General features: G+C 66.9%; 11 protein-coding genes and 1 other RNA gene. 10 read left to right on the top strand and 2 right to left on the bottom strand.

Annotation, left to right across the window (positions count from 1 at the left end):
• Positions 1–11: 11 nt before the first annotated feature.
• Positions 12–485: a DUF6456 domain-containing protein gene (locus ELY13_RS02475; RefSeq protein WP_126172312.1), complete on the top strand. Its 474-nt coding sequence runs from the start codon at positions 12–14 to the stop codon at positions 483–485.
• A 99-nt stretch (positions 486–584) separates the two neighbouring features.
• On the opposite strand, the gene ELY13_RS02480 is transcribed toward ELY13_RS02475, so the two are convergent.
• Entirely contained in the window at positions 585–2,369 is a 1,785-nt protein-coding gene (locus tag ELY13_RS02480) for an ABC-F family ATP-binding cassette domain-containing protein (protein ID WP_126172313.1), read from the bottom strand.
• A 115-nt stretch (positions 2,370–2,484) separates the two neighbouring features.
• Between ELY13_RS02480 and ELY13_RS02485 the strand changes: the two genes are divergently transcribed.
• The 3 genes from ELY13_RS02485 to ELY13_RS02495 all read left to right on the top strand — a co-directional run bounded on the left by ELY13_RS02485 (position 2,485) and on the right by ELY13_RS02495 (position 5,001).
• On the top strand, positions 2,485–2,787 hold the full coding sequence (locus tag ELY13_RS02485) for a PepSY domain-containing protein (protein ID WP_126172314.1): 303 nt from the start codon (positions 2,485–2,487) through the stop codon (positions 2,785–2,787).
• Between the two features lie 98 nt (positions 2,788–2,885).
• Positions 2,886–3,566, top strand: coding sequence for a response regulator transcription factor (locus ELY13_RS02490; RefSeq protein ID WP_126172315.1), 681 nt, complete (start codon positions 2,886–2,888; stop codon positions 3,564–3,566).
• Between the two features lie 112 nt (positions 3,567–3,678).
• Positions 3,679–5,001 (top strand): sensor histidine kinase, encoded by a 1,323-nt coding sequence (locus ELY13_RS02495; protein ID WP_126172572.1) that lies wholly within the window; start codon positions 3,679–3,681, stop codon positions 4,999–5,001.
• Between the two features lie 21 nt (positions 5,002–5,022).
• Here the strand turns inward: ELY13_RS02495 and ELY13_RS02500 are convergent, their stop codons facing one another.
• Positions 5,023–5,340: a chorismate mutase gene (locus ELY13_RS02500; protein ID WP_126172573.1), complete on the bottom strand. Its 318-nt coding sequence runs from the start codon at positions 5,338–5,340 to the stop codon at positions 5,023–5,025.
• Positions 5,341–5,457: 117 nt separating this feature from the next.
• On the opposite strand from ELY13_RS02500, the gene ELY13_RS02505 reads away from it, so the two are divergent.
• The 6 genes from ELY13_RS02505 (at position 5,458) to ELY13_RS02530 (ending at position 11,857) form a co-directional block, all read left to right on the top strand.
• Entirely contained in the window at positions 5,458–6,468 is a 1,011-nt protein-coding gene (locus tag ELY13_RS02505; protein ID WP_126172316.1) for a polyprenyl synthetase family protein, read from the top strand.
• Between the two features lie 267 nt (positions 6,469–6,735).
• Entirely contained in the window at positions 6,736–9,177 is a 2,442-nt protein-coding gene (hrpB, locus tag ELY13_RS02510; RefSeq protein WP_126172317.1) for an ATP-dependent helicase HrpB, read from the top strand.
• Between the two features lie 31 nt (positions 9,178–9,208).
• On the top strand, positions 9,209–9,487 hold the full coding sequence (locus tag ELY13_RS02515) for an ETC complex I subunit (RefSeq protein ID WP_126172318.1): 279 nt from the start codon (positions 9,209–9,211) through the stop codon (positions 9,485–9,487).
• A gap of 81 nt (positions 9,488–9,568) precedes the next feature.
• An RNA gene (gene ffs / locus ELY13_RS02520) (signal recognition particle sRNA small type) lies at positions 9,569–9,663 on the top strand.
• A 68-nt stretch (positions 9,664–9,731) separates the two neighbouring features.
• Positions 9,732–11,519, top strand: a complete 1,788-nt coding sequence (locus ELY13_RS02525) for a DNA polymerase III subunit gamma/tau (RefSeq protein ID WP_126172319.1) — start codon at positions 9,732–9,734, stop codon at positions 11,517–11,519.
• Entirely contained in the window at positions 11,516–11,857 is a 342-nt protein-coding gene (locus ELY13_RS02530; RefSeq protein WP_126172320.1) for a YbaB/EbfC family nucleoid-associated protein, read from the top strand. The genes ELY13_RS02525 and ELY13_RS02530 overlap by 4 nt, the downstream gene beginning before the upstream one ends.
• Positions 11,858–11,946 lie beyond the last annotated feature (89 nt).

Below are 11,946 nucleotides of genomic sequence, written 5' to 3' on the forward strand. Positions count from 1 at the left end.
GAGATTCGCGGATGAAACAGCAACTTGCCGAAAGGGAACTGACGTCCGAAGGCGTGCGGCGCCTGCCCGGAGTGGGGCGGCGCAAGCGCAGCGTCACGGTCAATCTCGCCGAATCGCCGCTGGCCTGGCTGTTCGCCCGCGGACACCTGGAAGAACGGCTGTTCGATGCGGGGGAGCGCCTGCGCACCGATTACGAACGCGCCCAGCTGCCCCCCAGCGTGACGATGAACTGGAGCCCGGTGCAGATCCGCAGCACCGCCGATCGGGGGCTGAACGCGACCGAACGCCAGATCGCGGCGCGCACCCGGTTCGATGGGGCGATGGGCGCGGCGGGCAAGGGGCTGCAGGACATCCTCTGGCGCGTCGTTTGCGCGGGCGAGGGGCTGCCCGACGCGGAAAAGATCCTCGAATGGCCGGCGCGCAGCGGCAAGCTGGTGCTGAAGCTGGCGCTGGAGCGCGTGGCGGACTTCTACCGCCTCGCCTGACGCGTGATCGGCGCGGTGGCCGAGCACGTGTCAGGAGCCAACACATGGCAGTGCGGACGGGGGCGCAGTTCGGGGCCGGGCGGGAAACGTCCGGCCCCTTTACCCTTCGACGAGTTCGGCGAGTTCCAGCCAGCGTTCTTCAGCCGCGTCCTTCTCGGCACGGGTCTTTTCCAGTTGCTCGGTCAGCTGCGCGAACCGGTCAGGATCACGGGTATAAAGCTGGGGATCGGACAAATCCGCCTCGCCGCGAGCGATTTGCGCGTCCAGCTCCTCGATCCGCTTTGGCAGCAAGTCGTAGTCGCGCTGGTCCTTGTAGGTCAGCTTGGTCCGGGACGGCGGCGGCGGGGGAGGCGGCGGAGCCGTGTCGGCTTTCGGCTTCGCTTTCGCGGGCGCGTTGCGCTGCGTGCGTTTCGCCTGCCAGTCCTCGTACCCGCCGGCGACCACATCGACATGGCCCGAGCCATCGAGGCCGAGCGTCACCGTCACCGTGCGGTCGAGAAAGTCGCGGTCGTGGCTGACGATCAGCACGGTGCCATCGTAATCCGCAATCACTTCCTGCAGGAGGTCGAGCGTTTCGAGGTCGAGATCGTTGGTCGGCTCATCCAGCACCAGCAGGTTGGACAAGCGCGAGAATTCCCGCGCCAGCAGCAAGCGGGAGCGTTCGCCGCCCGAAAGCGTACCGACCCGGGCGTCGATCAGCGAAGGATCGAACAGGAAGTCCTTGAGGTAGGCCTGAACGTGCTTGCGGGTGCCGCGCACGTCCACCCAGTCGCCGCCTTCGGCCAGAATGTCGCGCACGCGTTTTTCCGGTGAAAGCAGGCTGCGCTGCTGGTCCACCATCACCCCGCTCAGGGTTTTGGCCAGCGTGATCGTACCCTCGTCCGGCTCAAGTTCGCCGGTCAGCATCTTCAGCAGGGTGGTCTTGCCCGCCCCGTTCGCGCCGACGATGCCGATCCGGTCGCCCCGCTGAATGCGCAAGGTGAAGTCCTTGATGATCGTGCGGTCTTCGTACCGCTTGGTCACGTTCTCGGCGACGATGACGGCCTTGGTCTTCACCTCGTCGCTGACGAGCTTCATCTTCGCCGTGCCCGCCGGGCTGATCATCGATGCGCGCTGGGCGCGCATCTGCCACAGCTTTTCCAGCCGGCCCTGGTTGCGCTTGCGCCGCGCGGTTACCCCGCGTTCAAGCCAGTGCGCCTCGATCTTCAGCTTGGCGTCGAGCTTGTCCGCCGCACGCGCTTCCTCGGCATAGACTTGCTCTTCCCATGCCTCGTACCCGCCGAACCCGATTTCCTTGCGCCGCAAGCCTCCGCGATCCATCCACACCGTCGCGCGCGTCAGCCGCTTCAGGAACGTCCGGTCGTGGCTGATGGTGACGAATGCGCCGTTGTAGCGCTGCAGCCAGCTTTCCAGCCAGTCGATCGCCGCGAGGTCGAGGTGGTTGGTCGGCTCGTCCAGCAGCAGCAAGTCCGGGTCCTGCGCCAGCGCGCGGGCGATGGCGGCGCGCCGCCGCTCGCCTCCGCTGGCGCTTGCCGCCTCCCGCTCCATGTCGATGCCGAGCTGGTCGGCGATTGCTTCCACTTCGTGGCGGGCAGGGGCATCCGTGCCGGACAGCGCAAAGTCCATCAGGGTATCGCAGGCGGTAAAGCGCGGCTCCTGTTCCAGCAGGACGATCTTCAAGCCGGGTTTCAGCGTGCGCAGCCCCCGGTCGGATTCGATCTCGCCCGCGATCAGGCGCAGCAGCGTCGTCTTGCCCGCACCGTTGCGCCCGATCAGCGCCAGCCGGTCACGCGGGCCGATGAACAGGTTAAGGTCCTGGAACAGCCAGCCGCTGCCTTGCTGAAGGCCAAGGCCTTCCCAACTGAGGATCGGAGCTTCCGCCATTCGCGGGCAGGTAGGGACTCGCGGACCAACCGGCAATGGCAAAGCCGCTGCATCGCACTCTGCACCGGCGGCAACATTCACGCACGGTTCAATGGACCGGGCCTAGGGGCGGGGCATGCGCAAGCCGATCCTGACCCTGACCGCCGCCGTGTTCATGAGCGGCCTCTCCTTCTCCCCCGGCTTTGCCCAGGCGCATGACGAGCAGCAGCACGCGCGCAAGGAAATGCGGTCAGGCACCCTGATGCCGCTGCGTGAGATCGAGCAGAAGATCCTGCCGCAGATGGCCGGGCACGAATACCTCGGCCCCTCGTACGATCCGGCCGCGATGGCCTATCGCCTCAAGTTCATTCGCAGCGGCAAAGTCGTGTTTCTCGATGTCGATGCGCGCACCGGCAAGGTGCTTGCCCGTTCCCGCTGAAGGGTTTCATGAACGGCCCGATGAAACAGGCGCGCGGTTGACGCGTTCCTTAACAGAGCCCACATCTCGGGCCGCGTGAAGACAGGGGACCGGCAACAATGCGCATTCTGATCGTCGAGGACGAGCCCACTCTCGGGGAACAGCTGAAGTCGACCCTTGAACAGAACGGCTACGCCGTCGACTTGTCGACCGATGGAGAGGACGGACACTTCCTCGGCGCGTCCGAGGATTACGACGCCGTCGTGCTCGATCTCGGACTGCCGGAGATCGACGGGCTGACCGTGCTCGGCATGTGGCGCAAGGAAGGGCGCAACTTCCCCGTGCTGGTGCTGACCGCGCGCGACAGCTGGTCGGACAAGGTCGCCGGTCTCGATGCCGGGGCCGACGATTACCTCGCCAAGCCATTCCAGACGGAGGAACTGATTGCCCGCCTCCGCGCGCTGATCCGGCGCGCGTCGGGCAATGCCTCGTCCGAACTGATCGCCGGCGACGTCCGGCTGGATACCCGGTCCGGCCGCGTCACCCGGGCGGGAGAGCCGGTCAAGCTGACCGCGCAGGAATACAAGCTGCTGAGCTACCTGATGCACCACAAGGGCAAGGTCGTCAGCCGCACCGAACTGATCGAACATATCTACGATCAGGATTTTGACCGCGATTCGAACACGATCGAGGTTTTCGTCACCCGCATCCGGAAGAAGCTGGGTGCCAACGTGATCACCACCATCCGTGGCCTTGGCTACAGCCTCGACGACCCCGACGAACCCCACCGCGGCGAGTGAGGCCCGGCCCGCAGACGCGCCTCGCGCCGCTGCGGACGGACCATCGCGCCCGGAGCAGGAACAGGTGACCGTCGCGGCCGGGCCGCTGCACACGGGCAGCCTTGCCCGGCGGATGATGCTGATCGCGGCGGGCTGGATCTTCATCCTGCTGCTGGTCGGCGGTCTCGCGCTCGATCGTACGCTCACATCGCTGGTGACGCAGCAATTCGACGAACAGCTCGACTACATGCTCACCGCGATGATCGCTTCGGCGGAAGTCGGGGACGATGGCGATGTCTATTTCAACCGGCCCTTGGGCGATCAGCGGTTCCTTGAGCCGAACAGCGGTCTCTACTGGCAGATCAGCGGAGAGGGCCGCGAGGATTTCCCCTCCCGTTCCCTGTGGGACCGCAGCCTGACGGTCCCGGGGGCGGAGCTCGCGGACTTCGAACCGCACCACTACGATTCCGACGAATTTTCAGGGGAGCCGCTGCGGGTCGCCGCCCGGTCCATCGTCCTGCCCGGCAGCGACACGCGGTGGTGGTTCATCGTCGGCGCCGCGCGCGATTCGCTGAACGCGCAGATCGCCAGCATCCGCGCGATCCTGGCGTGGAGCTTCGCCGTGCTCGGCATCGGCTTGTTCGTGATGGCGGGCTTGCAGACCTTGTACGGCCTTGGCCCGCTGCGCCGCATCCGCCAGGCCATCGCCCGGATACGCACCGCAGGCACCAACCGGGTGACCGACCCCCTGCCGCTGGAAGTCCAGCCGATGGTGGAGGAACTGAATGCGCTGCTCGCCCACTCGGAACGGCAGGCGGAAGAAGCGCGGACCCACGCCGGCAACCTCGCGCACGCGCTCAAGACCCCGCTGACCGTCCTGACCAACGCCGCCAGCGCCCAGTCGCCCAATTTGGACGAAACCGTGCTGCGCGAAGCCTCCGTAATGCGTCGGCAAGTCGATCATCACCTTGCCCGCGCCCGCGCGGCCGGGCGGCGCGCGGTCGGCCTTGCCCGCGCCAACGTGCTGGAAAGCGCCGAAGCGGTGGAACGGGCGGTAGCCCGGCTCTATCCGCAAGTGCGGTTCGACATCGCCGGGTCCAGCGCGGCGGAAGTCGCGATCGAGCGGCAGGATCTCGATGAGTTGGTCGGCAACGTGATCGAGAACGCAGCCAAGTACGGCGGCGGCAGCGTGTTCGTCACCGTCGATGCCGAACCGGAGGCCGAATGCTGCGTCGTCTGGGTGGAGGACGATGGATCGGGCATTCCCGAAAGCCAGCGGCAATCCATCTTCCAGCGCGGGGCGCGGCTCGATACGGAAAAACCGGGTACCGGGCTTGGCCTTGCGATCGTGCGCGATGTGGTGGAAATCTACGGCGGATCGGTCAGCCTGGCGGAAAGCGAGGATCTGGGCGGGCTGCTGGTCAGGCTCTGCCTGCCGCGCGCTCCTGCGGAATAGCCCGCTTCGCTACCCGCGCGATCAGGCGCGCCGGGCGCGCTCGTGGTGCCGGATCACTTCCTCGATCACGAAGCGAATGAACTTCTCGCTGAATTCCGGGTCCAGATCGGCTTCCTCGGCCAGCTTGCGCAGGCGCTGAATCTGCCGTTCCTCCCGCGAAGGATCGGCCGGGGGGAGCTGGGCCTGCGCCTTGTATTCGCCCACGGCCTGCGTGATGCGGAATCGTTCCGCCAGCATGTGGATCAGCGCCGCGTCGATGTTGTCGATGCTGCGGCGAAAGCCGGCAAGCATCGGGTCGGCTGGGGAGCCGGCTGTGTCGTCTGACCGCGGATTGTTCATCGAAACCTGTAGTTGGCTGGCCATGCGCGCACGCTAGCAGCAATTGGGCGCTTGCCAAGCGCAAGGCAGCAACTGCGCGCTTGCCAAGTGCGGGCAGGGGCTCCATGTGCACGGGCGATGAGTGCACAGGTCGCCACGCTGCCCCGGAAGGAGCCCTCGCTGGCTCCCATGCTCAACCTTACCGCGACCGCGATGAATTCGGTCAACGCGGTGATCCTCGATCGGATGCAAAGCGAAATTCCGCTGATCCCGGCGCTGGCCGGGCATCTGATTTCGGGCGGGGGCAAGCGAATGCGCCCGATGCTGACCATCGCCGGGGCGGAACTGGTCGGGTATCAGGGCACGCGCCACCACAAGCTGGCCGCCGCGGTCGAGTTCATCCACACCGCTACCCTGCTGCACGATGACGTTGTCGACGGGTCCGAAACTCGCCGCGGCCGGGAAACCGCAAACATCGTGTTCGGCAATCCGGCAACGGTGCTGGTGGGCGATTTCCTGTTCTCGCGTGCGTTTGAGCTAATGGTCGAAGACGGCAGCCTGCGAGTGCTGAAGATCCTTTCGTCCGCCAGCGCGGTGATCGCGCAAGGGGAAGTCGATCAGCTGACCGCCCAGCGCAAGATCGAAACCACCCAGGAACATTACCTCGACATCATCGGCTCCAAGACGGCCGCGCTGTTCGCCGCTGCAAGCCGGATCGCGGCCGTGGTCGCCGAATGCGGCGAAGCGCAGGAGCAGGCGCTCGACGATTACGGGCGCAATCTCGGCATCGCCTTCCAGCTGGTCGACGATGCGATCGATTACGATTCCGACCGGGCCGAAATGGGCAAGGACCAGGGCGACGATTTCCGCGAAGGCAAGATGACCCTGCCGGTGATCCTCGCCTATGCGCGCGGGGACGCCGAAGAACGCCGGTTCTGGCAGGATGCGATTGCGGGCTTCCGCAATTCGGATGAGGATCTGGCCCATGCGATCGAGCTGATCGGGCGCCACGATGCGGTCGCCGCCACCCGGGAACGCGCCCGCCACTTCATCCAGCGCGCCTGCGATGCCTTGTCGATCTTCCCCGACAACAAGGCCCGCACCGCCATGATCGAAGCGGCCCAGTTCGTGATCCGGCGCAGTTCGTGATCCGGCGCGGCTGCTGAACCCGCCGCCGCTTCCCTACACCGGGCAGACGGTGGCAGACGAATCGAATGCCTGCGCCTTTCTCTTCCCCGCCGCGTCTCCGGCCGCTCCCGCCGGCGCATCATTGTTGCGCCGGCGGGAAAGAACATTTTATTTTCCTCGCGTGGGGAGAGGCGTCACTTTTCAGCACCAAGATACTGAAACCGTGAGGAAAAGTCGGGTGACACCGGGGTGTAGGACATGTCAGGTGTGTCAACCTCGGTCCGCGGCATGAGCGACGACCTGCCGATCCACGCGGTCCTCCCGGACGTGCTTGCAGCGCTGCGCCAGCGCAGCTCTGCGGTGCTGATCGCCCCGCCGGGCGCGGGCAAGACCACCGCAGTCGCTCCGGCTCTGCTGGATCAGGACTGGTGCAGCGGCACGGTGATCCTGCTCAGCCCGCGCCGGGTCGCCGCCCGCGCTGCGGCAGAACGGATCGCCAGCCTGCTGGGTGAACCTGTGGGGGAGCGGGTTGGCTACCTCACCCGGCTCGACAGCAAACGCTCCGCCGCCACCCGCATCATGGTTGTGACGGAGGCGATCTTCGTCTCCCAGATCCTGTCCGATCAGGAGCTTTCCGGCGTCTCCGCCATCCTGTTCGACGAAGCACACGAACGGCATCTCGACAGCGATCTCGGCCTCGCGCTGGCGCTGGAAAGCCAGGCGGTCCTGCGGGAAGACCTGCGGATCTTGGTGATGTCGGCCACCATCGACGGCGCGCGCTTCGCCCGTCTGCTCGGCGGCAATGCCCCGGTGATCGAAAGCGAAGGCAAGGCCTACCCCTTGCGGATCGAATGGTTCGGCAGCCGCCCTGAACTGCGCATCGAAGACGCGATGGCGAGCGCGATCCTCACCGCCTGGCGAGAGGAGGAAGGGGACATCCTCGCCTTCCTCCCCGGCGTACGGGAGATCGAACGGACGCGGGAACGGCTGGTCGAACGCCTCGCCGAAGCGCTCATCCTCCCGCTCCACGGGCAAGTCGATCCCGCCGCGCAGCGCATGGCGATCCGGCGCGATTCGCAAGGGCGGCGGCGAATCGTGCTGGCGACCAGCATCGCGGAAACCTCGATCACGCTGGAAGGCGTTTCGGTGGTGGTCGACAGCGGGCTTACCCGGCGCGCGGAATTCGATCTGGCGGCGGGCACGACCCATCTCGTCACCCACCGCGCCAGCCAGGCCTCGGCCGCCCAGCGTGCGGGCCGCGCCGCGCGGCAAGGGCCGGGGGCCGCCTATCGCTTGTGGGAAGAAGCCGCACACGCCGGGCGCCCGCCGTTCGATCCGCCGGAAATGGTCACCGCCGATCTGGCCCCGCTCACGCTTGCGCTGGCGCAGTGGGGCGTGGCCGACCCCGCCTCGCTGCCGTGGCTCGATCCGCCGCCGGAGACGGCGCTGTCCGCTGCCCGCACGCGCTTGCAGACGCTCGGCGCACTCGATGCGGACGGCCGGATCACGCCGCACGGGCAGAAAATCGCCGCCCTGCCGATGGCGCCGTGGCAAGCTGCGATGCTGCTGTTCGGCGCACAGCACGCGGCGGAACGGGACGCCGCCCGGCTGGCGCTCCTGCTGCAGGAACGCGGCCTCGGCGGGCGAGGGGAGGACCTCGGCGCCCGGTTGTCTCGCTGGAACGCGGACCGAAGCCCGCGCGCCGATGCCTCGCGCAAGCTGGCGGACGGCTGGGCGAAGCGCGCGAGGGCGCAGGTCCCCGCCGGCAAGGAGAAGGGGAGGGAGGCGGTTCCCCCCGGCATTCTCCTCGCGACGGCGTTGCCCGACAATCTCGCCCGCCGCCGCGATGCGTCGGGGGAAACCTGGCTCTCGGCCGGCGGGCGCGGCTACCAGCTCGATCCGGCGTCGCCGCTGGCCCGGGCGGAATGGCTCGCCATCGGGGATGCGCAAGGACAAGCAAAAGCAGCGCGGATCACGGCCGCGGTGCCGCTGACGACTGCAGAAGTGGAGCAGTGGCAGTCCAGCCGGGTCGAGCGGCGCTCGACCCTCCGCTGGACCGGGGACCGCCTTGAAGCGCGGCTGGAACGGCGGCTCGGCGCGATTACGCTCGCCACGGGGCCCGACTCGCGCCCCGACGAGGATGCCATTGCCGCGCTGCTTGTGGATAAAGCTGTGGGAAACGCCGGGGAAAACCTGGGGGAGATCCTTCCTGCAGAACTGATCGCCCGCGCCCGCTTTGCAGGCATCGAAGCGCTTCAGCCCGAAAGATTGGCCGAGACCGCGGATCAGTGGCTCGCGCCGTTGCTCACCGGGCGCCGCGATCTGGCCGTGCCCAAAGGCGCGGTGACGGACGCGTTGCTCGGGATGCTCGACTGGGACACGCGGCAGCGGCTCGACAAGCTGGCCCCGCGTGAATTCGCCACCCCCGCCGGAACCCGGCACGCGATCGACTATGCGGGGGAGGGTGCCCCCTCGGTCGAAGTGCGGGTCCAGGCGCTGTTCGGACTGGACCGTCAGCCGATGATCGGGACCACGCCGCTGCTGCTCCAGCTGACCAGCCCCGCCGGGCGGCCGATCCAGGCGACCCGCGACTTGCCCGGCTTCTGGCGCGGAAGCTGGCAGGACGTGCGCAAGGAGATGAAGGGCCGGTACCCCAGGCACCGCTGGCCGGATGAACCCTGGGCCGAAGTCGCCAGTCTCAAGACGAAGAATGCGTTCGAGCGCTCTTGATTTCGCCTTCGAATAGCAGGAAAGCACCCCCATGCAGGCTCGTATCTTCAAGCGCCCGAAAAACGCGATGCAATCGGGCAAGGCGCTCACCGATCAGTGGGTACTCGATTTTGTGCCCGCGGAGGCGCAGCGCGCCGATCCGCTGATGGGCTGGGCGGGCAGCGGCGATACCCGCCGCCAGATCCAGCTCAGCTTCCCCAACCTTGAGGCAGCCAAGGCCTACGCCGAAAAGTACGGCATCGATGCCATGGTCCACCAGTCGCCGCCCCGCCGGCTGAAGCTCCAGGCCTACGCGGACAACTTCCGGTAGGTTTGCCTTGATGGAAGGGCCTGATGGGGAGGGTCTGATGGGAAGGGGTTGAAACCCCGCCCATTACCCGCCATACAGGTTGCGGGAGTCGGGTGGACGTTCGCGTCCGCCAACTTGGTCAGGTCCGGAAGGAAGCAGCCACAACGGATGGCAGCGGGTCGCCCGGCTCCTTTTTAGCGCAGAAGCGCTTCTCCTCTGATTCGCTCTCATGACAATCGGCTCGCCAGCCCCTACCTTCCGGGGCATGGACGATTCAGGCGAGACATTCGGCGATACCCGGCCCGAGGACGCGGACGACCCGCAACCGACGGCTGCCGAACTGGAAGCGGCAGGCCAGTCGGCCTTGTTCGCTCCGCCGGACACCGCTCCGCAGCCGCCGAAGGCGCCGCCCGCTTCTGCATCCCGAACGACAACGGTGGAGGCGGCTCAGCCTTACCGCGTGCTCGCCCGCAAGTACCGGCCGCAGACGTTCGCGGAATTGATCGGCCAGGATGCGATGGTTCGCACGCTGGCCAACGCAATCGCGCGCGACCGGCTGGCCCACGCCTTTCTGATGACCGGGGTTCGCGGGGTCGGCAAGACGTCCACCGCGCGGCTGATCGCCAAGGCGCTGAACTGCATCGGGCCTGACGGGCAGGGCGGACCGACGATCGATCCCTGCGGCCGGTGTGAGCCGTGCCGCGCGATTGCCGAAGGCCGCCACATCGACGTGATCGAGATGGACGCCGCAAGCCACACCGGCGTGGACGACGTGCGCGAGATCATCGAAGCTGTGCGCTATGCGGCCGTTTCGGCACGCTACAAGATCTACATCATCGACGAGGTCCACATGCTGTCGCGCAACGCGTTCAACGCGTTGCTGAAGACGCTGGAAGAACCGCCGCCGCACGTGAAGTTCCTGTTCGCGACCACCGAGGTCGAAAAGCTGCCCGTGACGGTACTCAGCCGCACGCAGCGCTTCGACTTGCGGCGCATCCCCACGTCCTTGCTGCAGGATCATTTCGGGAAGATCTGCGAGCAGGAAGGAGTCGGGGCAGAAGACGAGGCGCTGCAGATGATCGCGTCGGCCGCCGACGGGTCGGTGCGCGACGGACTGTCGATCCTCGACCAGGCCATTGCCCATGCGGACCTGGAGACGGGCGGCACCGTAACTGCGGAGCGGGTGCGCGACATGCTGGGCCTGTCGGACAAGGGTGCGCAGCGCCGGCTCTTCGCCACCCTGCTCGAAGCCCAGCCGAAAGCGATGCTGGAGGAAGTCGCCCGGCAGTACGCCCTCGGCATCGAGCCGGTGGCGCTGATGCGCTCAACGATGGAACTGGTCCACCGGATCACCGTCGCGCAGATCAGCGGCGCCGGGGACGCGGCCAGTCCGGAGGAACAGCAAACGCTCGAAGACTGGGCGGGCAAGCTGTCGGCCGGGCAATTGCATCGGCTGTGGCAATTGCTGCTGAAAGGGTACGAGGAAGTGCGCGGCGCGCCCGATCCGCTGGTTGCGGCGCAGATGGCCTTGCTGCGCGTGCTCCATGCTTCCGCCATGCCCGATCCGGGTGAACTGGCGCGCAAGCTGGATGAAATGGCCGCAGGCGGAGTTGCGCTTGCCGCGCAGGCTCCCGCGCAAGTCGGCACTTCCGCGGCAGCTCCTGTCGCTCTGGATTGGGGGGCTTTGTGCGACCAGGTGGAATCCACCGGCCAGCTCCGTGTCGCGCAAGTGATGCGCGACTGGATCAGGGTGATCGAACTGGTTCCGGGACGGCTGGTCTATGCCCTGTCACCGGGCATGTCGGACGACCCGGGGACGGAAATCCGCGATGCCCTGCGGCAGGTCACCGGCGAGAGGTGGGACGCCGAACGCGGCGCGGGTGAGGGAGCGCTGAGCTTGCGTGAGCAGGCGGAAGCCGCCAAGGCTGCCGAACAAGAGCAAATCCGTCGCTCTCCGCTGGTCGAGGCTGCGTTCGCGGCCTTCCCGGAGGCAGAGCTGATCGAAGCCGAAGAAGCGCCGCGAGGCGATCGCAACTGGAGCAGACGAGCATGAAATCGATGGAAGAGATGCTGCAGGCCGCGCAGCAGGCCGCCGAAACGATCCAGAAGCAGATGGGCGAGGCTCAGGCCAAGCTCGACACCGTCGAAGTGGAAGGGTCCTCTGGCGGAGGTCTGGTAAAGATACGTGCCACCGCCAAGGGGCGTATCCTCGGTGTATCGATCGACGACAGCCTGATCGTGCCGAACGACAAGCAGGTGCTGGAAGACCTGATTACCGCTGCATTCAATGACGCGCGGACCAAGGCGGACAACGCCGCCAACGCCGAAATGAGCCGCATCCAGCAGGGCATCGGCTTGCCGCCCGGCTTCAACTTTCCCGGAATGGGCTGAACCAGGCCTATCAAGCCGCAAGGCCTGGACTTCTCCGGTCTTGCGGCTTGAGCACCGACCGCTTTTGCCATCCTGACGGGGGTTCCCGC

It is taken from the genome of Altericroceibacterium xinjiangense (assembly GCF_003958635.1).
In the GTDB taxonomy this organism is placed as follows: Bacteria; Pseudomonadota; Alphaproteobacteria; order Sphingomonadales; family Sphingomonadaceae; genus Altericroceibacterium_A; species Altericroceibacterium_A xinjiangense.